Origin of the sequence: Streptomyces sp. NPDC058697, assembly GCF_042715345.1 — a bacterium.
GTDB lineage: Bacteria > Actinomycetota > Actinomycetes > Streptomycetales > Streptomycetaceae > Streptomyces > Streptomyces liliifuscus.
In genome coordinates, this window is record NZ_JBHXSU010000003.1 from 522,735 (window position 1) to 542,326 (window position 19,592).

Sequence of the window (19,592 nt, forward strand, 5' to 3'; positions counted from 1 at the left end):
GCGGGCAACCGGCCCCGGCCACCCGGCCGTGGGACCCGAAACCCGTACTGACTGCACGTCTCATAGTGCCGTCTGTCCGTCGCGGAGGGCGACACTCCGGACGCGAAGCGGAGATTTCACGCAGGGTGCGGAGAGGTTGCAACCCCCTGCAACCCTGGTGAACTTCCGCCGCGTGTCCAAAAATTGGCGCAACGCCGCCTCGTGCGGTGTGCGTGCTCCGCTCAACGGGGCCATGGAACGGGGGTGGTGCCGTGTCGGCGCAGCACCACCCCCGTGCCCCGTACGCCTGTTGACGGCGGCTCAGGAAACGGGCCGCGCCCGCTCCACGACCGAGCCGAGGTCCAGGGTGTGCGGCAGGGTTCCGAACGACGCTCCCCAGTCTCCGCCGAGGCGTGAGGCGCAGAACGCGTCGGCGACCTCCGGCGGCGCGAACCGGACCAGCAGCGAGCCCTGGAGGACCACGGCGATCCGCTCGACGAGTCGCCGGGCGCGTCCCTCGATGCCGTCCAGGTCGGCGAGTTCGGTCAGCAGGTTTTTGATCGCGCCGTCCAGCCGGTGGTCGGCGCCGCGGGCCTTGCCGACCTCCTGCAAGTAGGCGTTGAGGGTCGCCGGTTCGCGTTGCAGGGCGCGCAGGACGTCCAGCGCCTGGACGTTGCCCGCGCCCTCCCACACGGAGTTGAGCGGCGACTCGCGCAACAGCCGAGGCATGCCCGACTCCTCCACGTAACCATTGCCGCCCAGGCACTCCAGGGCCTCCACCGCGACCGGTGTGCAGCGCTTGGTCACCCAGTACTTCGCGGCCGGTACGGCGATCCGCAGGAACGCCCGCTCCTGCTCGCCCCCGTCGTCGTACGCGGCGGCCAGGCGCAGCCCGAGCGTCGTCGCGGCCTCCGACTCCAGGGCCAGGTCCGCGAGGACGTTCCGCATCAGCGGCTTGTCGATCAGCCTGCCGCCGAACGCCTCGCGGTACGTGGAGTGGTGCACGGCCTGTGCGACGGCCTGCCGCATCAGACCAGCCGAGCCGAGCACACAGTCCAGCCGGGTCGCCGCGACCATCCCGATGATGGTGCGCACCCCGCGCCCCTCGTCGCCGACCCGGCGCGCCCACGTGCCGTCGAACTCGACCTCGGCCGACGCGTTCGACCGGTTGCCCAGCTTGTCCTTGAGCCGCTGGATGCGGAACACGTTCCGTGTGCCGTCGCCGAGGACCCGCGGCACCAGGAAACACGTCAGCCCGCCGGGAGCCTGCGCCAGCACCAGGAAGCCGTCCGACATCGGCGCCGAGCAGAACCACTTGTGGCCCGTCAGCTCGTACGTCCCGTCCTCGGCGAGCGGCCGCGCCTGGGTCGTGTTGGCGCGTACGTCGCTGCCGCCCTGCTTCTCCGTCATGCCCATCCCGAGGAGCACGCCGGCCTTCTGGTCGGCGGGCCGCAGACCCTGGTCGTAGACCAGGGAGGTGAGGCGGGGCTCCCACTCGGCGGCGAGCGCCGGGTCGGTGCGCAGCGCGGGCACCGCCGCGTGCGTCATCGACAGCGGACAGCCGTTCCCCGCCTCGACCTGCGTCCAGACCACGAAGGCGGCCGCGCGCCGCACATGCCCGCCGGGCTGTGACCACGCCGCCGTCAGACCCGCCGAGACACCCTTGCCGAGCAGCCGGTGCCAGGACGGATGGAAGTCGACCTCGTCGATCCGGTTGCCGTAGCGGTCGTGGGTGCGCAGCTGCGGCGGGTTCTCGTTGGCCAGCGCCCCCCACGTCTGGACCTGCGCCGATCCGGAGGTCCGCCCGAGGGCCGACAGATCGGCGTACGCCTCGTCGAGCAGCTGTGGGTCCAGGTGCCGGTCGACCGCCTCGACGAGGGCACGGTCGGCGTTGAAGACGTCGTACGAGACCAGCGGCGGAGCCTGGTTGGTCACGGTGTGGGTGCTGGCTGCCATGTCCCCGAACCTACCCCTCGGTACGGCGGTCGTCACCAAACTCCCGCCGCACCGCACCGAGCCCCTTTTCGCCCCGCCGTACAGGTCAGCCGGGCAGGTCAGGCGGGATGTGACAGGGCGGCCAGTTCGCCGGAGCCGCCGAGCGTGTCCTCGCCGTGGACGTTCACCCCCCAGCCCGGGCTGTGGACCGTGTCGAGGTAGCGCTCGCCGAGGTCGGGGGCGATCGCCACCGCCGTGAGGTTGCGCCGTCCGTGGCGGGCCAGCCAGTCGGACGCGCCGCTGACCACGGTGCCGGTGGAGCCGCCGAACAGGAAGCCCCGGGCGGCCAGCCGGCGGCAGGCACGCAGCGTGTCCGGCTCCGGGACGTGCATCACGTCGTCCACGTAGGACTCGTCGAGCAGCGGTGGACGGACGGCCATGCCCAGACCCGGGATCATCCGGGGAGCGGGCGGCCCCCCGAACGTCACCGAGCCGACGGTGTCCACGGCCACGATCCGCACCCGGCGCCGCTGCTGCCAGAACCAGCGCGCGCAGCCCATCAGGGTGCCGGTGGTGCCGGCCCCCACGAACAGCACGTCCAGGTGCGGGAAACGGCGGGCGATGGCCGGTGCCGTGGTGCGGTAGTGCGCACGCCAGTTGCCCTCGTTGGCGTACTGGTTGAGCCAGACGTACCGGTCGTCCGAGGCGCACACAGCGCTCACGTACGCGATCCGCGCGCCCAGGAAGCCGCCGTGCAGATCGGGTTCGTCGATCACATGGACGACGCTCCCCAGCGCCTCCATCATCCGCCGGGTCGCCGGATTGCAGCGCGAGTCGGTCACGCACAGGAACCCGTAGCCACGGCTCGCCGCGATCATGCTCAGCGCCACGCCGAGGTTCCCGGACGACGACTCGACCATGACGGACCCCGGTCGCAGGACGCCGTCGCGCTCGGCGGCGTTGACCATCTCGGTCGCGGCCTTCAGTTTGATCGACCCCGCGAAGTTGAACCCCTCGCACTTCAGGAAGAGCGGCAGCCCCAGCGCCGCCCGCAGGTCGACGTAGAGGTCGTCCTCGTTGAACTGTGTGGGCTCGGATATGACGGGCATGATGTCCCCCTCCTTCATGCGGCACCGCGCTCCGCTCCTCGCGTGGCGCGGTGCCCGCCGGTCAGCCGTACCGGCGCAGTTCGTGGAAGAAGCCGTCGACGACGTGCGGCTCGCCCCTTCGGGCCACCTCGTCGTGGACGAACTTGCCGACCGCGAGGTCGAGGACCCCGAGGCCGAAGGGCGAGAACACCACCGTCCGGTCCGCCGGTACGGTCACCCGCCCGCAGAGCACGTCGTCCAGCGTGCCGTCGAGGAAGTCGCGGCCGCCGGTGAGCTGTTCGGCCAGATGTGGTGACGTGTCCGCCTTGAGGCAGTGCTCGACGTCGTCCACGAAGTTGGCCGAGCCGAGCAGGATCTCCGGCGCCAGGTCGCGCAGCGACACATGCAGCACGAGCGGGGCGTGGGAGAACCACGCCGGGTCGTGGATGTGCGGTGTGGCCGCGACGGTGGCGAAGACCAGCAGGTCACTGGAGCGGACCAGCGACTCGGCGCTGTCGTGCACGGTGATCCGGCCCTTGGCGCCCGACCGCTCCAGATAGCCGCTGAAGCCGGCCGCGCTGTCCGCGGACAGGTCGTACACCCCGGTCTCCTCGAACGACCAGCCGGTGGCGGCCAGATGGGTGTGGATGTAGCGGGCGATCAGACCCGTCCCGACGAACCCGACCCGGGTGGGCCGCTCGCGGTCGCGGCTGAGCCGGTCGGCCGCGAGTGCCGCCGAGGCCGCCGTCCGCGTGGCGCTGATGATCGAGCTCTCCAGGCACGCGAACGGATAGCCCGTGTCGTGGTCGTTGAGGATCAGCACGGCCGAGGCGCGCGGCAGACCGCTCGCCGTGTTCCCGGGGAAGCTGGAGACCCATTTCAGGCCGTCCACCCCCACCGGTCCGCCGATCGAGGCGGGCAGCGCGATGATCCGGGACGACGGACGGTCCGGGAAGCGCAGGAAGTACGACGGAGGGTTCACCGAGTCGCCCGCGCCGTGCAGCCGGTACACCGACTCGACCAGGTCGACGATCTCGGACTCCCGCCCGTGCAGGGCCTCGTGGACCTGGGCGCCGGAGACGACGGTGAACGGGGGAGCCGTCGGTGTCCCCGGTTCCGTGGTGGTCGTGCCGTTCTCGTCCGTGGTGGTCATGCGGCCCTCACTTCGATGGTCGGTGCGCAGTCGGTCAGCCGGACCGGGTCGCCCAGGGCGGCGAGCACCTCGCGGGGCCCCTCGAAGGGCTCCCTGCTGTGCGCGGTGCGGATGTTGTCGACGAGCAGCAGGTCACCGGAGTGCCACGGCTCGCGTGCGGTGTGGGCCCCGTACACCTCGTTGATGATCAGTACGACGTCCTCGTCGACCGGGTCGCCGTTGCCGTAGCGGGTGTTGAAGGGGAGCCCGTCGGAGCCGTAGACGTCCACCAGGTACTCGCGCACCTCGGGGTCCATGGTCCACTCGTTGAGGAACGCGATCTGGTTGAACCAGCAGCGCCGCCCGGTGACCGGGTGGCGGACCACGGCACTGCGGCGCTGCCGGGTGCGCAGGGAGCCGTCGCCCTGCCAGGCGAACTCGATGGCGTGCACCCGGCAGTAGTGCTCGACCGCCGCGCGGTCCTCGGTGCCGAAGGCCTCGGCGAGGCTCGCCCCGATCTCGTCGTTGTACGTGCGGGTGAGCAGCCAGCCCTCCCGCTCGAACCGTGCGGTGAGGGAGGCGGGCAGCGCGTCGAGCACGGTCGGCGCGTCGGCGACCGCGGTGGCGCCGCCCTGGTCGGGCGCGTCGAGGCAGGCGTACAGCATCAGGCCGGGGAACTCCAGCGCGTAGCTGAGCTCGTGGTGCATGCACATCTGCTGGTTCGGCGGCCATTTGGAGGAGGAGTACACACCGTCCTCGTAGGTCCGCCGGGGTGCGAAGGACTCTCGGTCGGGCATCAGGCCGGTGGCCAGCCGGCGGAAGACGGCCGCGGTGGTGTCCGGGTCGCGCAGCCCGAGGCCGCGTACCAGCAGGCTGCCGTGCTCGGCGACGACGGCCCGCAGCGCGTCGCGGTGTTCGGCCGCCCAGTCCGCCGTGTTGCCCGCGGCGTCGGTGCGCAGGATCGGAGGGCTGCCGGGGCGCAGGTCGACGTCCGGTAGCAACGTCGGAGATGAAGACGACATCAGGTGCTTCCTTTCGGCCTTGCGGTGTTCGGTCGTGCGGGTGTGCGGTGTTCCGGTCATGGGTGTCGTCGGTGCCTTCGGTTCCGTCTCTTCCGTGTGGTCGGCGTGGTCGGTGTGTCGGCCGTCGTTCAGGAGGGGGCGGGGGTGTCCAGGAACTCCGCCAGGTCCGCGAGGACCGGATGGCGGGTGACGTCCTTGAGGGTGATCGCCCGGTCCAGGGCGATCGCGAGCTTCACCGCCGCGAGCGAGGTGCCGCCGCGGTCGAAGAAGTGGTCCCGGCGGCCGATCCGGTCGCCGGGGATGCCGAGCACCTGGGCCCAGGCCGCAGCCACCCGGCGCTCGCTCGCGGTGCCGGGCGCGTGCGAGCCGTGACCGGCGCCCGAGGAGCCGTTCCCGGCGGAGTCGAGCTCACCTGCGAGCCTGGTCAGCGTCTTCCGGTCGGTCTTGCCGTTGGCGGTCAGCGGCAGGCTCTCCCGCCAGTGGACGGCCGAGGGGACCATGTACGCGGGCAGCGACACGGCCAGCCGCTTCCGTACGGCTCCCGCGCCGAGCCGGCCGGATCCCGAGCCGAGCGTGTCGGGCCCGGCGCAGAACGCCACCAGCCGCGTGCCGCCCACGACGACCACGGCGCCGTCCCGGACCCCGGGCACCCGCAGCAGCGCGTTCTCGATCTCGCCGATCTCGATACGGAAGCCGCGGATCTTGACCTGGCTGTCCCGGCGGCCGAGGAACTCCAGCTTGCCGTCGGGCAGCCAACGGCCGTGGTCACCACTGCGGTAGAGCCGCTCACCGGGGCGGTACGGGTCGGTGGTGAACGCCGCCCGGGTCCGCTCGGGGTCATTGACGTACCCGCGCCCGACACAGACCCCGGAGAAGACGATCTCGCCGGGCGCGCCGAGCGGTACGGGGGACAGGTCCTCGTCGACGACATACACGCGCACATTGGCGACCGGCCGCCCGAGCGGGACGCGGTCCTGGTCCGGTACCCGGGACATGACCTCGTGATTGGTGTCGTCCGAGGTCTCGGTCAGCCCGTACGCGTTGACCAGCCGGATGGCGGGCTCGGCCGCGAACCAGCGCTCGACGAGCTCCTTCTTCACCGCCTCCCCGGTGACCGACACACAGTGCAGGTCCGGCAGTTCGCGCGGACGCTGCTCCAACTCGGCGAGCACGGCCTCCAGATACGACGGGACCACCTGGAGGACATTGACCCGGCCCCCGGTGATCGTGTCCACGAACCGCGGGACGTCCAGGATCACCTCCTGTTCGACCAGCAGGGTCCGGCCGCCGACCAGGAGTGCGGAGACCAGCTGCCACAGCGAGATGTCGAAGCACTGGGGTGCGGTCTGGGCGACCACCTGGCCCTCGCCGACGCCCAGGTCGTCGAGCTTGGCGTGGACGTGGTTGAGGAAGCCGGAGTGCTCGCACATCGCGCCCTTGGGCTCGCCGGTGGAGCCGGACGTGAAGTAGATGTAGGCGAGTTGGCCGGCGGCGACGGGGATGCCGAGGTCGCCGTCGGGGTGGTTCTCCGCGTAGGCCGCGTCGACGTGCAGGACGCGGGCGTCGGTGTCCGCCTCGTCCAGGGTGGTGGTGCTGCCGTCTTCGGTCAGGACGAGTTCGCAGCCGGCACGCGCCAGGGTGGCCGCGATGCGTTCGGCGGGGAAGTGCGGCTCGATGGGCAGATACACGCCGCCCGCCTTGAGGACGGCGAGGACGGCGGCCATCCAGTCCAGGTCGCGTTCCATGACCACCGCGACGACTTCCTCGGGGCGCAGCCCGCGGGTCAGCAGGGCCCGACCCAGCTGGTTCGCCCGGGAGTTGAGCTCCTGGTACGTCCACTCCTGGTCGCCCCGCACGGCCGCGACGGCGTCGGGGTGGGCCAACACCCTGTCCTCGAACAGCTCGTGGACCCGGCGGTCCGGCAGCTCGCGGTGCGGCCCCGCCAGTCCGTCGAGCTGGAGGCGGAGTTCGTCGTCGGACAGCAGACTCCGCCGGCCGGGCTCGGCGTCCGGGTCGTCGGTGAGCAGGGTGAGCGCGGTGAGGTGGTAGCCGGCGATCCGGGCGGCGGCGTCGGCGTCGAGGACGTCGGTGCGGTAGCGCAGGCGCAGGGTGTGGTCCTCGAACGCCACGTGCAGCACGGTGTCCTCGGGGCCCCGGCCGCCGTGCGGATCGAGCACCGTCTCGAAGGCCGCAGGTTCGTCTCCCGCCCCCTGCGCGGCCGGGTCCGCCTCGGCCTCGCGTATGTGGTCCAGCAGGTCGTGCCAGGAGCCGGTGCCGACGGTCAGTTGGCAGGGCCTCGGCCGCTCGCCCTTCGCCGCCACGTACCCGACCGTCACCTCGCGCTCGCCGGACAGTGCGGCGAGGACCCGTGCGTGTGCGGCCAGGAGAGCGCGGGGTTCCCGCAACAGGCCCTCGGGCAGCGGGACTTCGTACTCCGCGGTGCCGGGCACCGGGTCGAGCGTCCACTTCGGGATCGTTTCCATGGTCTTGCTTCCCCCTGTTGTCCTTCTTGTGCTGTGCCACGGATCTTGTCCGTGTCGCGGAGCCTGTCCGGGCCGCGCAGCTCGTCCGTGCCGCGGAGCCGTCAGGCGCGCCGCTGGGCGACCGCCGGGTTCCCGCCCCAGTGCGCCCCCGCCGGTACTTCCTCGCCCTTCATCAGGAAGGAGTCGGCGGCGAGTACGGCTCCGTCGCCCATCGACGCCCCGTAGTGGACGAGCGCGCCGACGCCGAGCGTCACGCCGTCGCCGATCTCGATGTGGTCGGACTTGAAGGTGCCGTCCTCCTGCGAGTGCGACTGCACCTTGCTGTGCGCGCCGAGCGTGCTGTCGCTGCCGATGGCGGTGAGCGTCCGCTCGGTGATGTACGCCCCGTCGTCGAAGACCCGGCGGCCGATCCGGACCCCGAGCAGCCGCCAGAGCAGGTTCTTGAACGGGGTGCCGTTGAAGATGGCGATGTGCGTGTCGGGGATCTTCCACAGCCGCTCGTGGCGCCAGAAGAGCGGGTCGTAGATGGAGTGCAGCCGGGGCTCCAGCGGACGGAACCGGCAGAGCAGCCGCTCCACCAGCACGTAGTAGCCGGTGGTGAACGCGAGGCCCACGATCATGGACGCGCCGATCAGCAGGCCGCCCGCGGTACCGAGCTCCCCGTACAGGTCGAAGGCGGCGAAGCCGAGGACCGTGAGGGCGAACCAGTCGAACCACCGGATGAACAGGAACAGGCCCATGGTGCGCAGGTTGTGCCCGTTCTTCGCGGTCAGGCGGCGGCGCAGCTCGTCGCCCTCACGGAGGTGGTCGAAGCGGGTGTCGCGCTCCACGGTCCTCGGGATCTCGAAGGGCGGCGAGCCCAGCAGGCCGACCCCTTCGCGTATCTCGCCGTCGAGCGGGACCATCACCTTCGTCGCGAGCAGGCAGTTCTCGCCGGTGCGGCCCCCGGCGGGGTAGGCGATGTGGTTCCCGAGGAAGTTGTGCGCCCCGATCGACGTCCGCGAGACGCGGAACGACGTGCCGGAGAACTCGGCGTTCATGATCGACAGCCCGTCGGCGACCATCGTGCCGCTGCCGACGGTGGCCAGGTACGGCGTCTCGTGCCCCACCTCCGTACCGAAGTTGGAGCCGGTCTGCTCGACGTGCGAGAGGTCGTAGCCGAGGGCCCGCAGGTAGTGGACGATGTACGAGCTGTCCCCGCACAGCCACTTGAAGAACTTGACGTTGGTCAGGCGCGCCACGGCCCGCTGCACCGAGTAGTGGAAGCCGTACAGCGGATAGACCCGGTCCGGTTCGAGGACCAGGTTCAGCAGCCGGGGCAGTACGGACACGGTGGCGAAGCCGATCAGGATGAAGCCGACGAAGAGCGCGAGCGACAGACCGAGCGCCTCGGCGTAGAACCGCGCCGACGTGATGTGCTGCGTCTCCCGGTCGAGCAGCACGTCAAGCGAGGGTGCCACCGTGAGCAGCATGTACGTACCCCCGATGAGGAGCGGCACGTAGAGGAACAGCGTCTGCAGCACGGTGGCCAGGCCGTAGCCCACCCGCCGCGCGGTGCCGCAGTCCGCGGGCGCCACCCGTACGTGGTCGACGTCCGTGCGCTGGGCGGGGGAGCCGTGCCAGTGCTGTCCGTCCGGCACCGACGCGCCGCCGTACAGCGCGGACGAGTGGCCGAGCTGGGAGCCGTCCCCCATGGAGGTGCCGATGTCGAGGACGGTCTTCTCGCCGACGAAGACGTCCCGGCCCAGGGTGACCGGGCCGGTGCGTATCCGCCCTGCGTGTGCCTGGTAGCAGAGGAAGTACGAGTCCTTGCGGATCACCGTGCCCGCGCCGACGGTGAACAGGTCGGTGCAGACCGGGACCGAGTGGGAGAGGATCGTGACGCCCTTGCCGATCTTCGCCCCGAGCGCCCGCAGATAGAGCACGTAGAGCGGGTTGCCGGCGAAGAGGACCATCGGGTTGGCGTGCAGCAGTGCCTTGACCGTCCAGAAGCGCAGATAGGCCAGGCTCCAGACGGGGAACTCGGTCTCCTTCCAGCGGCCGACCAGCACCCACTTGGCCACCACCGGCAGCGCGCACACCCCCACGAAGACGGCACCGCCGAAGACGGCCGACCGCAGATAGACGTCCACCACGCCCTCGCCGCCCGAGACCCAGTCGTACCCCTGTGCGGTGACGAGCCCGGACAGCAGGCAGTACGCCGCGAAGACCAGGAACTGGAGTGCTCCGCACAGGACATAGCGCGCGGTGCTGCCAGGCGGGGGAGGCTCGGCCGGTTCGGGCTCGGGCGCCGGCGGCTCGTCCGGGACCTCGGCGAGCGCCGCCGCGAGCCCCCGGATCGTCGGGTGGCCGTACACGTCACGCATCGACACGGCCGGCAGGTCGGGGTGCTTCCTGACCCGGGCGCAGAAGTGGGCCATCACCAGGGAGTTGGCACCGAGGTCGTCGAAGAAGTGGCTGTCGACGGGGACCTGCTCGACGCGTACGACACCGGCGAGCACCTCCGCGAGGACGTGTTCGGTGCCGTTCGCCGGGGCGTGCGCGGTCAGGGCGCCGCCCGGTGCGGCGGTCGTGACCTCACCCGGATTTACCACCACTTGATCTCCTTGCTGATGATTACTGCTACTTGTTGACCGTTCGGAGTGATTGGTACTCCGGATGGGAATACGAAGGAATCACGCCCGCAGTTTCATCGGGCAGCCGAATTGGCTATGCCTGAGGCGTGGGTGAACCAGGAGGATTCCGATGTGATTCCGGTGTGCCGGAAGAAAGAGTTGTTCCGGGAAGAAGGCTCGGGCCGGAAGGAAGAATTGTGCTTATGGAAGCGAGATGGCAGACGAGAGGATATTGTTCGCCGAGTGTCTGAAGTGGCCGCGAGAAAAGGTGCAGAGCAGCACGGCATGATCCGCGTGGTTCCCACGCGGATCACGGGTAACGCGGCTGTGTCGGGCCCTGGTCCAGGCCTTTCTGAGTCCCCCGTGTCGTGGTGCACTGAGCCGTCCCCACGTGCCCAGCGGAATGCAATCCGAATTGTTTCTGTGTGCTCATGAACGGGTCAAGGGCGTTTCGTCCTATGGCGCTTTCTCGCCGTTCGAACCTTCATCGATAACACCCGTGAATCGTCCGCTCCGAACGCGCGACCGGGGAACTCACTTTATGGATGGCGTATATGCTGTCGCGCGTTCCGCTTCTGGAGGGTGAGTAATTCGGCCAACGCGGTCATGACAGAAAGCGGGTTCGATTTTCCTTTACGATTTCTGTCGAGTTGCTGCCGCTTTTCTTTCGTATGACGGAACCGGGAGGGGCACAAGCGCGCCGCCGGGCACGTCGGACCGGGCCGTGGTACCGCGGGATGAGTGCAACCTCGCACGGCGGATACCTTTAGGGCGTGCAGCCAGCAAGTGAACCCCCTCAGAGGACGTCCGGCCGTCTCCATCGGGCCCGAGCCCTCTACCGGAACGTCTCCAAGCGCAGGACCGCCTGGCTGCTGATCAAGGACACCGTCAACTCGTGCATCGAGTACCGGATCCTCGGACTCGCGGCGGAGGCGGCGTTCTTCACGCTGCTCTCCGTGCCGCCGCTGCTGCTCAGCATGCTCGGCCTGCTGGTCTACGTCGACGACTGGACCGGCGCCGACACCATCGCCAGCGTGGAGAGCAACCTCCTGGAGGCGTCCCGCACGATCCTCACCGACAAGGGCGTCACACAGATCGCCGAGCCCGTCCTCCACGACGTCATGGAGGGCGGCCGCCCCGACGTCATCTCCCTCGGCTTCCTGTTCGCCCTGTGGTCGGGCTCGCGCGCGGTGAACGTCTTCATCGACACCATCACCGTCATGTACGGCCTCGACGGCGTGCGCGGCATCGTCAAGACCCGGCTCGTGGCCTTCGCGCTGTTCATCGCGGCGCTGCTCATCGGCTCCATCGTGCTGCCGCTGGTCGTCGCGGGCCCGGACGCCGTGGTGGACGTCGTCCCCTGGTCGGAGAACGTCGTACAGGGTTTGTACTGGCCCGTCGTCATCGTGCTGTCCATCGCCTTCCTGACGACGCTGTACCACGTGTCGGTACCCGTGCGTTCGCCCTGGGTCGAGGACGTGCCGGGCGCCCTGGTGGCCCTCGCCATGTGGGTGCTCGGCAGCTTCCTGCTGCGCATCTACCTGACCAACACGGTCGAGGGCCCCAGCATCTACGGCTCCCTGGCGGCGCCCGTCGCCGTACTGCTGTGGATCGGTGTCTCCGCCTTCGCGGTCCTCGTCGGCGCCGCCGTCAACGCGGCCATCGACCGGGTCTGGCCGGCCGCGGCCACCGCCGCCGCCCGAGCCGTCAACGAACGGCTGCGCGCCGAGCAGGCCGCCGACCTCGTGGCCCGCGCGGCCGCTGCCAGGGCCCACCTCGCCGACGACCCGGACGACCCCGACATGCCCTCCGAGTTCCCGGAGCGCTGGTCCCGCTTCCTGCCCCCCGAGGACGTGACCTCCCGGCTGCGCACACACGCGAAGACCACCCCCAAGAACGGCGACGAGCCGCCCCCGCCGCAGTGACCGCGACGGGGGCGCCAAGGGGAGCTCTTCGAACTTTCGGAGGTACGCCGGTGGCCGTCAGCCCTTCCACACGCCGGTCGCCGCGAGCTCCCGGGCGAAGTCCGTGAAATCGCGCGGCGCGCGCCCCAGAACCTGCCGGACGGTCTCCGTGGACTGTGCGTTGCCGCCGTCGAGCAGCCCGTCGAAGACCTCCTCCATGAAGGCGACCTCCTCGGGCGGCAGCCCGAACCCGGCCAGGATCGCCCCGTACTCCTTCGTCGACACCGGCAGGTAACGGATCTCCCGGCCCGCTGCGGCGGTGATCTCCGCCATGGCCTCCCGGAACGAGAGCAGCCGCGCCCCCGTGACCTCCAGGGTCCGGCCCGCGTACGAGGGATCCGTCAGCGCCTTCACGACCACGTCCGCGAGGTCCCGGGTGTCGATGAACGGCACCTTCACCTCACCGGCGGGGAACACGAACTCACCGCTCTGCACACCCTCCAGCAGCAGGCCCTCGCTGAAGTTCTGGAAGAACCAGTCGGCCTGCACGACCGTCCACTCGGCACCCGACTCGCGCAGCGCCCGCTCGGCCGGCTCCGCCTGCCGCTCGCCGCGCGCCGACAGCATCACCAGACGACGTACGCCGAGCTCCTGGGCCAGCCGCGCGAGGGCGGCGATGTTCTCCCCGGCACCCGGCGCGCCGATGTCCGGCGTGTACGCCAGATACGCCGCGTCCGCGCCGCGCAGCGCCCCGTCCCAGGTCGAGCTGTCGTACCAGTCGAAGCGCACCTCGCTGCTGCGCGAAGCGGCCCGGACATCGAACCCGGCGGCCTTCGCGGACTCCGCCACCTGACGCCCCGTCTTGCCCGAGGCCCCCGTCACCAACACCGTCTCGTTCCGCGTGTTTTCCGTCATGAGCCCAGTCAACGGCTTGGCACAGAAAGGGAACATCGCTGAAGCTCTCGTTCCCATAAGGGCGCGTCTACGCTGGGGTCATGGACGCACTCGCAGGCCTTCTGGAAGGTCCACGCGCGCGTGGCGCCTTCATGATCCGAGCGTGTTTCGAGCCGCCCTGGTCCCTGCGCATCGAGGACCGTGCCCCGCTCACCGTCATGCTCATGGTGCGCGGGCATGCCTGGATCATGCCCGAGAACGGGGAGCGGGTGCGGGTGCGGGCCGGTGACCTCGCCATCGCACGCGGCCCCGACCCCTACACCTGCGCCGACGACCCGTCGACCGTGCCCCAGGCGGTGATCCTGCCGAACCAGGTGTGCACCTACCCGGACGGCCGTTCGCTCAAGGGCCGGATGGACCTGGGCGTCCGCACCTGGGGTGCGCGGCTCGACGGCTCGATGGTGATGCTGATCGGCACGTATCCGATGAACGGCGAGGTCAGCGGCCGACTGCTGGACGCGCTGCCGGCCCTCCTGACCCTCCCCTCCGACGTGTGGGAGTGCCCGCTCACCCCGCTGATCATGGAGGAGATCGTGCGGGACGAGCCCGGCCAGGAGGTCGTCCTCGACCGGCTGCTCGACCTGCTGGTCATCGCCGCGCTGCGGGCCTGGTTCTCACGCCCCGAGGCCGAGGCGCCCGCCTGGTACCGGGCTCTGGCCGACCCCGTCGTGGGCCGGGTCCTGCGGCTCCTCCAGGACGATCCGGCGCACCCCTGGACGGTCGCGTCCCTCGCCGCGAAGGCGGGCGTCTCACGGGCCGCGCTCGCCCGCCGCTTCAGCGAACTCGTGGGCGAACCCCCGATGACGTACCTGACCGGCTGGCGCCTCGCGCTCGCCGCCGACCGGCTGCGCGGCACCGAGGACACCCTGGAGGCGATCGCCCGCCACGTCGGCTACGGCAGCGCCTTCGCCCTGTCCAGCGCCTTCAAGCGGGTGTACGGGGTCAGCCCGCAGGAACACCGGACGAGGGCGGCGTAGCGTTTTGCCTGTGGCCGAGTCGTACGTGGCTGAGTCGTACGTGGACGTGTCGCCGGGTCCGTACAGGGAGTGGGCGTCGCGGCTCCCGGGCGCGGTCGTCTGGACTCGTACCGCCGTCCCGGGTGACTCGGCGCCGGTGCTGCCCGACGGCTGCATGGACCTGTTGTGGACCGAGGGGCGGCTCTTCGTCGCAGGGCCCGACACCCGCGCGTACGTGAGCGGCGCGTCCGGCGGCACCCGGTTCGCGGGCGTCCGGTTCTTCCCCGGGACGGCACCCGCCTACCTCGGCGTCCAGGCGCACGAACTGCGCGACCGGCGCGTCGACCTCGCGGATCTGTGGAGCGCGGAGGCCGTGCGGCGGCTGACCGAGCAGGTGGACTCGGCGGCCGATCCCGCCGCCGCGCTGGAGGCCCTGGCCGTGGCGCGGGCGGGCGATGTCGATCCGCCCGATCCGTGGGTGCGGGGCGCTGTCGCGGGGCTGTCCGCGGGACGGTCCGTCGCCTCTGTCGCGGAGGCGGTGGGGTGGAGCGAGCGGCAGTTGCACCGGCGTGCACGGGGCGTCTTCGGCTACGGGCCGAAGACGCTGGCCAGGATTCTGCGCCTGCAGCGGGCACTGGGGCTGGCGCGGGACGGGGTGCCTCTGGCGGACACTGCCGTGCGGGCCGGGTTTGCCGATCAGGCTCATCTGGCGCGTGACGTACGGGAGTTGGCGGGGGCGCCGTTGGGGGAGTTGCTGCGGCGTTGAGGTTGTGGGGTGTGGTGGGTGGGTGCGGGTTCGGTGGGGGCTGGTCGCGCAGTTCCCCGCGCCCCTTACGGGGCGCTGTTCAGCGGGGCGAACAGGTCTACGCCGTTGCCGTCCGGGTCGAGTATCACGGCGTAGCGCATGCCCCAGGCTGCGTTCCAGGGCATTAGCTCGGACTGGTAGCCGGATGCCATCAGGTCCTCGTACGTGGCGTCGACATCTGCGGGGGTGTCGCAGGCGAAGGCCAGGCCTACCCGCCCCGCGCCCGTCGGCGGGTGCCAGTCGGGGTGGAAGGAGCGGATCGTGTCCTCTGTGTCGAGGGCGAAGCGCAGGCCGCCGGGCAGGTTCGCCTCGACGTGCGGCTGGTTCTCGGAACCCTCGGGGAATTCGAGTCCCAGGCGGCGGTAGAAGGTCAGGGAGGCGGCCATGTCGGAGACGACGAGGCCGATGAGGTCGAATCGTGGAGTCATGGGACCACCGTAGGGAGAGCCGCGGACGGGGGTCTTGAACGAATCGGACAGGGGCGGGGCGGCAGCGTCACGACGGTCATAGCCGTGTCGCCGTGCGGATCAGGCCTGCCAGGGCCAGGGAGCGGCTGTGGGCGGGCCAGGCTATGTGGGTGACCACCGGGGGCGCGTCGGTCAGGGGGACTGCCGTGTGCTCGGCCCACAGCCAGGCGCGGGCCGAGTCGGGGAAGGCGGCCACCGTGCGGCCGAGGGCGATCAGCTGGGCCAGTTGTGTCAGGTCGTGGACCTCGGGACCCGGTCCCGGTGGGTACGCGCCGTCGCTGGGCCAGCGGGCGAACGGGAGGTCGGGGACGTCCGCGATGTCCGCCAGGGACAAGGTCCTGCGCGCGGCGAGGGGGTGCCCGGCGGGCAGGATGGCGATCTGGCCCTCGGTCAGCAGTTCCTCGCTGTCGAACCCGGCGAGGGAGTTGAACGGCGCGTGCATGAGCGCCACATCGGCACGGCCGTCGCGCAACAGCCCTCCCTGCTCGCAGATGCCGCACAGCAGCACCTCGATCTCGGCGGCATCGGGCTCCGCCGCGTAGGCGTCGAGAAGCTTCTGCAGCAGTTCGTGGGATCCGGCGGCCTTGACCGCCAGCACCAGGCGACTCCGGGCGCCGTCCGGTCTGTCGGCGCCACCGGCGCGACGCGTGCGGCGTGCGGCGGCCGCGGTCGCGTCGAGGACCGCGCGACTCTCGTGCAGCAGTACCTCTCCGGCGTCGGTCAGGGAGACACCGCGGCGGTCGCGGTCCAACAGACGTACGCCGAGGCGCCGTTCGAGTTGCTGGATCGCCCGGGACAGCGGCGGCTGGGCCATGCCGAGGCGCTCGGCGGCGCGGCCGAAGTGCAGTTCCTCGGCGACGGCGACGAAGTACCTCATCTCGCGGGTCTCCAAGGTGTCCATGGCCGCAGCGTACGTCAGTGATACCTGCCGGGTATCACAGGCCACCGTATCGGTGTTGGATGCGCCGCCCGTCCGCGAGCGAGCATCAACGGCATGAGCGAAACGAAGATCGCGCTGGTGACCGGCGCGAACAAGGGAATCGGATACGAGATCGCGGCCGGGCTGGGGGTCCTCGGGTACCGCGTGGGTGTGGGAGCCCGCGACGAGACGCGGCGCGAGACCGCTGTCGAGAAGCTGCGCGCCGCCGGGGTGGACGCGTTCGGGGTTCCGCTGGACGTGACCGCCGACCGGAGCGTCACCGATGCCGCCGCACTGGTCGAACTGCAGGCCGGGCGCCTGGACGTCCTGGTCAACAACGCCGGTATCTCGGGGGAGATGGGCCCGGGGTGGGCGCAGGACCCGACCGCGCTCGACCTCGACCTGGTCCGCACGGTCGTGGAGACCAACGTCATCGGTGTCATCCGGGTGACCAACGCGATGCTGCCCCTGCTGCGGCGCTCGACCTCGCCACGGATCGTCAACGTCTCCAGTTCCGTCGCCTCCCTGACCCGGCAGGCGGACCCGGACATCGAGATAGGCCCCGTCATGGCGGCCTACTCGCCGTCGAAGTCGTTCCTCAACGCCGTCACCGTGCAGTACGCCCGGCAGTTCGCCGATACGGACATCCTGATCAACGCCGCCTGCCCGGGCCTGGTCGCGACCGACTTCACCGGCTTCCAGGGACCCCGCACTCCCGAGCAGGGCGCGGCCACGGCGATCCGGCTCGCCACGCTGCCCGACGGCGGCCCGACCGGTTCGTTCTTCGAGGACGACGGCGTCATCCCCTGGTGACCTCGGCCTACCGCTAGCGTCGTGACATGACCCGCGACACCGACAGCGACACCACCCCCGACTTCTCACCGGCCTCCCCGCGCACCCTCGCCGAGGCGCTCGCCACCGGCACCGTCGTCCTCGACGGCGGTATGTCCAACCAGCTCGCATCGGCCGGGCACGACCTGAGTGACGAGCTGTGGTCGGCGCGGCTGCTCGCCGAGCGGCCCGAGGCGATCACCGAGGCGCATCTCGCGTACTTCGAGGCGGGCGCGAACGTGGCGATCACTTCCAGCTACCAGGCGACCTTCGAGGGCTTCGCCCGGCGAGGCATCTCCCGCGAGCACGCGGCCGGGCTGCTCGGGCTCAGTGTCGAACTCGCCCGCGAGGCGGCCCGGCAGGCCGGGGCGAAGGGCGTGCGCGGGCCGTTGTGGGTGGCGGCGTCGGTGGGCCCGTACGGGGCGATGCTCGCGGACGGTTCGGAGTACCGGGGCAGGTACGGGCTGAGCGTCGCCGAGCTCGAACGGTTCCACCGGCCCCGGCTGGAGGTGCTGGCCGGGGCGGCGCCCGACGTCCTGGCCCTCGAAACCGTGCCCGACGCCGACGAGGCACGGGCGCTGCTGCGGGCGGTGCGCGGGCTCGGCGTACCGGCGTGGCTGTCGTACAGCGTCGCCGGGGGCCGGACCCGGGCCGGGCAGCCGCTGGAGGAGGCCTTCGCGCTCGCCGCCGACGCCGACGAGGTGATCGCGGTCGGCGTCAACTGCTGCGCCCCCGACGACGTGGCCGCCGCGGTGGAGGCCGCCGCACGCGTCACCGGCAAGCCGGTCGTGGTCTACCCGAACAGCGGCGAGACCTGGGACGCCGAGGCACGCGCCTGGACCGGCCGCTCCACCTTCACCCCCGAACAGGTCGGCGGCTGGGAGCGGGCCGGGGCCCGGCTGATCGGCGGATGCTGCCGGGTCGGGCCGACGGCGATCACCGCCATCGCGGAAGCACTTGCCTCACCCGGCTGACTCAGCTTTCCCGCCGTACCCGGCTCTCCCGCCGTACCCGGCTCTCCCGGCTCACCCTCCTCGCCCGGCTCACTCGATTCGCCCAACCTGCGCGACCCGCTCGGCTCGTTCGACTCCCCGTGAGGGCGGGGCGGGCCGGCGGGGTGCCGTGCTCGCCCGTACCACCAGCCGTGTGGACAACTCCGTACGTGTCCCCTCAGGCTGCTCGCCCGCCATCATCCGCACCAGCAGACGCAGTGCCGTCGCGGCCATCTCGGCGAGCGGCTGGCGGACGGTCGTCAGGGCAGGCGAGGCCCAGTGGGCCTCGGGCAGATCGTCGAAGCCCACCACGCTGACGTCGCCCGGGACGGAGAGCCCTCGCTCGGCCAGCGCCCGGTACGCGCCGAGGGCCATGCGGTCCGAGCAGACGAAGACGGCCGTGGGCGGTTCCGGCAGATCGAGGAGCTCCAGCATCCGCCGGTGCGCGGCGCTCTCGTCGAAGTTGCCGTAGCGCAGGTATTCGGGGCGGTGGCGCAGTCCGGCCGCCGCGAGTGCCGAGCGGTAGCCGGCGACGCGCGCGGTGCTGCACATCTTGCGGCGGTAGCCGGCGATGACGGCCACGCGGTCGTGGCCGAGGGAGAGCAGATGCTCGGTGGCGGTCACCCCGCCGTGCCAGTTGGCCGCGCCCACCGAGACGACCCCGGGCGGCGGTTCCAGCACCGGGTCGATCAGTACGAACGGGATGCGGTGCTGGTCCAGCCAGGCGTACTGGGACGCGGTCAGCTCGGAGAGGTTGAACAGCACACCGGAGGAGCCGCGCGTGGACAGCTTGTCCAGCCAGCCGCGCTCCGGACGGCCGCCCCGGGTCCGGGTCAGGCCCGCCGAGACCACCACCTCCAGGCCGGCGTCGTGCGCCGCCTCCTCCACGCCGTGCAGGATCGAGCCCGACCAGGAGTTCTCCAGCGAGTGGACGACGAGGTCGACCAGACCGGGCGACTTCACCGCGTCGAATCGGGGTCTGCGGACATAGCCGAGTCTGTCGAGTGCCTCCGTCACCCGGCGGCGGGTCTCCGGCGCCACGTCCTCACGGCCGTTGACGACCTTGGAGGCCGTCGGCACGGAAACGCCCGCCTCGCGTGCGACGACCGCGAGGGTCGGCCCGGCCACGCTTCCGGTACGCACCATGGAAGCCCACCTCTCCAGGCCCCGTCCCGAGGGCCGTCGAAAGTTTCGGGTAGAAAGCGCTTCCTACAGTAAGGCCGCTGTGACACACCGTGGAAGGGCCGGTATTCAACGGAATTTCGCGGAGCCGAAACTTTCGAAATGTCGAACACGCAGGTCCTGGGCGGCCGGGCCGTGCTGCCCGCCGTGCCGCCCGCCCTGCTGGATGGACCACTAGGCGGGCCGCCGGACGGCCGCCGGACGGGCTGCCGCGCGGCGGACTTCGCCCTTCCCGGGAGTGTCTGGGGCCTCCCTGGGGTCGCCCTCGGGCCGCGTGACACACGGGTTGCGTGATGCGCCGAGGGGGCAGACCCTGTGGTTCCCGCTC

Annotated in this window: 16 protein-coding genes; 6 read left to right on the top strand and 10 right to left on the bottom strand. The window is 71.1% G+C overall.

Annotation, left to right across the window (positions count from 1 at the left end):
• Positions 1-300: 300 nt before the first annotated feature.
• The 6 genes from ACFWXQ_RS10120 to ACFWXQ_RS10145 form a co-directional block, all read right to left on the bottom strand.
• On the bottom strand, positions 301-1,935 hold the full coding sequence (locus ACFWXQ_RS10120; protein WP_383942399.1) for an acyl-CoA dehydrogenase family protein: 1,635 nt from the start codon (positions 1,933-1,935) through the stop codon (positions 301-303).
• 98 nt (positions 1,936-2,033) lie between these two features.
• A complete protein-coding gene (sbnA, locus tag ACFWXQ_RS10125) occupies positions 2,034-3,023 on the bottom strand; it encodes a 2,3-diaminopropionate biosynthesis protein SbnA (RefSeq protein ID WP_383942397.1) in 990 nt (329 codons plus the stop codon).
• Positions 3,024-3,084: 61 nt separating this feature from the next.
• Positions 3,085-4,155: a 2,3-diaminopropionate biosynthesis protein SbnB gene (gene sbnB / locus ACFWXQ_RS10130; protein ID WP_383942394.1), complete on the bottom strand. Its 1,071-nt coding sequence runs from the start codon at positions 4,153-4,155 to the stop codon at positions 3,085-3,087.
• The gene (locus ACFWXQ_RS10135) at positions 4,152-5,156 is read right to left on the bottom strand and encodes a TauD/TfdA family dioxygenase (protein ID WP_383942392.1); all 1,005 of its coding nucleotides are present in this window, start codon (positions 5,154-5,156) and stop codon (positions 4,152-4,154) included. The genes sbnB and ACFWXQ_RS10135 overlap by 4 nt, the downstream gene beginning before the upstream one ends.
• A 128-nt stretch (positions 5,157-5,284) precedes the next feature.
• Positions 5,285-7,639, bottom strand: a complete 2,355-nt coding sequence (locus tag ACFWXQ_RS10140) for an amino acid adenylation domain-containing protein (protein WP_383942389.1) — start codon at positions 7,637-7,639, stop codon at positions 5,285-5,287.
• Positions 7,640-7,740: 101 nt separating this feature from the next.
• Positions 7,741-10,236 carry a Pls/PosA family non-ribosomal peptide synthetase gene (locus tag ACFWXQ_RS10145; RefSeq protein ID WP_383942385.1) on the bottom strand — a complete coding sequence of 832 codons (2,496 nt, stop codon included), beginning with the start codon at positions 10,234-10,236 and terminating at the stop codon, positions 7,741-7,743.
• Between the two features lie 791 nt (positions 10,237-11,027).
• Here ACFWXQ_RS10145 and ACFWXQ_RS10150 point away from each other — a divergent pair.
• The gene (locus ACFWXQ_RS10150; RefSeq protein WP_383942382.1) at positions 11,028-12,179 is read left to right on the top strand and encodes a YihY/virulence factor BrkB family protein; all 1,152 of its coding nucleotides are present in this window, start codon (positions 11,028-11,030) and stop codon (positions 12,177-12,179) included.
• 57 nt (positions 12,180-12,236) lie between these two features.
• Here the strand turns inward: ACFWXQ_RS10150 and ACFWXQ_RS10155 are convergent, their stop codons facing one another.
• Positions 12,237-13,073 carry an NAD(P)H-binding protein gene (locus tag ACFWXQ_RS10155; protein ID WP_383942379.1) on the bottom strand — a complete coding sequence of 279 codons (837 nt, stop codon included), beginning with the start codon at positions 13,071-13,073 and terminating at the stop codon, positions 12,237-12,239.
• 80 nt (positions 13,074-13,153) lie between these two features.
• Between ACFWXQ_RS10155 and ACFWXQ_RS10160 the strand changes: the two genes are divergently transcribed.
• The gene (locus ACFWXQ_RS10160) at positions 13,154-14,089 is read left to right on the top strand and encodes a cupin domain-containing protein (protein ID WP_383942376.1); all 936 of its coding nucleotides are present in this window, start codon (positions 13,154-13,156) and stop codon (positions 14,087-14,089) included.
• Between the two features lie 10 nt (positions 14,090-14,099).
• Positions 14,100-14,834, top strand: a complete 735-nt coding sequence (locus ACFWXQ_RS10165) for a helix-turn-helix domain-containing protein (protein ID WP_383942373.1) — start codon at positions 14,100-14,102, stop codon at positions 14,832-14,834.
• A 65-nt stretch (positions 14,835-14,899) separates the two neighbouring features.
• Here ACFWXQ_RS10165 and ACFWXQ_RS10170 read toward each other — a convergent pair whose 3' ends face one another.
• Both ACFWXQ_RS10170 and ACFWXQ_RS10175 read right to left on the bottom strand, forming a co-directional pair.
• On the bottom strand, positions 14,900-15,301 hold the full coding sequence (locus ACFWXQ_RS10170; RefSeq protein WP_383942370.1) for a VOC family protein: 402 nt from the start codon (positions 15,299-15,301) through the stop codon (positions 14,900-14,902).
• A gap of 76 nt (positions 15,302-15,377) precedes the next feature.
• The gene (locus ACFWXQ_RS10175) at positions 15,378-16,241 is read right to left on the bottom strand and encodes a LysR family transcriptional regulator (RefSeq protein ID WP_383942368.1); all 864 of its coding nucleotides are present in this window, start codon (positions 16,239-16,241) and stop codon (positions 15,378-15,380) included.
• 93 nt (positions 16,242-16,334) lie between these two features.
• Between ACFWXQ_RS10175 and ACFWXQ_RS10180 the strand changes: the two genes are divergently transcribed.
• The gene (locus ACFWXQ_RS10180) at positions 16,335-17,072 is read left to right on the top strand and encodes an SDR family oxidoreductase (protein ID WP_383942365.1); all 738 of its coding nucleotides are present in this window, start codon (positions 16,335-16,337) and stop codon (positions 17,070-17,072) included.
• 26 nt (positions 17,073-17,098) lie between these two features.
• Complete coding sequence (gene mmuM / locus ACFWXQ_RS10185; RefSeq protein ID WP_383942362.1) at positions 17,099-18,064, top strand: homocysteine S-methyltransferase; 966 nt, start codon at positions 17,099-17,101, stop codon at positions 18,062-18,064.
• A 69-nt stretch (positions 18,065-18,133) separates the two neighbouring features.
• Here mmuM and ACFWXQ_RS10190 read toward each other — a convergent pair whose 3' ends face one another.
• Positions 18,134-19,228 (bottom strand): LacI family DNA-binding transcriptional regulator, encoded by a 1,095-nt coding sequence (locus ACFWXQ_RS10190; RefSeq protein WP_383942359.1) that lies wholly within the window; start codon positions 19,226-19,228, stop codon positions 18,134-18,136.
• 138 nt (positions 19,229-19,366) lie between these two features.
• Between ACFWXQ_RS10190 and ACFWXQ_RS10195 the strand changes: the two genes are divergently transcribed.
• On the top strand, positions 19,367-19,558 hold the full coding sequence (locus ACFWXQ_RS10195) for a hypothetical protein (RefSeq protein ID WP_383942356.1): 192 nt from the start codon (positions 19,367-19,369) through the stop codon (positions 19,556-19,558).
• Positions 19,559-19,592 lie beyond the last annotated feature (34 nt).

Excerpts from the sequence above, each read along its gene's own strand:
- ACFWXQ_RS10120 (WP_383942399.1), bottom strand. The coding sequence starts at position 1,935 with ATGGCAGCCAGCACCCACACCGTGACCAACCAGGCTCCGCCGCTGGTC.
- sbnA (WP_383942397.1), bottom strand. The coding sequence starts at position 3,023 with ATGCCCGTCATATCCGAGCCCACACAGTTCAACGAGGACGACCTCTAC.
- sbnB (WP_383942394.1), bottom strand. The coding sequence starts at position 4,155 with ATGACCACCACGGACGAGAACGGCACGACCACCACGGAACCGGGGACA.
- ACFWXQ_RS10135 (WP_383942392.1), bottom strand. The coding sequence starts at position 5,156 with ATGTCGTCTTCATCTCCGACGTTGCTACCGGACGTCGACCTGCGCCCC.
- ACFWXQ_RS10140 (WP_383942389.1), bottom strand. The coding sequence starts at position 7,639 with ATGGAAACGATCCCGAAGTGGACGCTCGACCCGGTGCCCGGCACCGCG.
- ACFWXQ_RS10155 (WP_383942379.1), bottom strand. The coding sequence starts at position 13,073 with ATGACGGAAAACACGCGGAACGAGACGGTGTTGGTGACGGGGGCCTCG.
- ACFWXQ_RS10160 (WP_383942376.1), top strand. The coding sequence starts at position 13,154 with ATGGACGCACTCGCAGGCCTTCTGGAAGGTCCACGCGCGCGTGGCGCC.
- ACFWXQ_RS10170 (WP_383942370.1), bottom strand. The coding sequence starts at position 15,301 with ATGACTCCACGATTCGACCTCATCGGCCTCGTCGTCTCCGACATGGCC.
- ACFWXQ_RS10175 (WP_383942368.1), bottom strand. The coding sequence starts at position 16,241 with ATGGACACCTTGGAGACCCGCGAGATGAGGTACTTCGTCGCCGTCGCC.
- ACFWXQ_RS10180 (WP_383942365.1), top strand. The coding sequence starts at position 16,335 with ATGAGCGAAACGAAGATCGCGCTGGTGACCGGCGCGAACAAGGGAATC.
- mmuM (WP_383942362.1), top strand. The coding sequence starts at position 17,099 with ATGACCCGCGACACCGACAGCGACACCACCCCCGACTTCTCACCGGCC.
- ACFWXQ_RS10190 (WP_383942359.1), bottom strand. The coding sequence starts at position 19,228 with ATGGTGCGTACCGGAAGCGTGGCCGGGCCGACCCTCGCGGTCGTCGCA.
- ACFWXQ_RS10195 (WP_383942356.1), top strand. The coding sequence starts at position 19,367 with ATGTCGAACACGCAGGTCCTGGGCGGCCGGGCCGTGCTGCCCGCCGTG.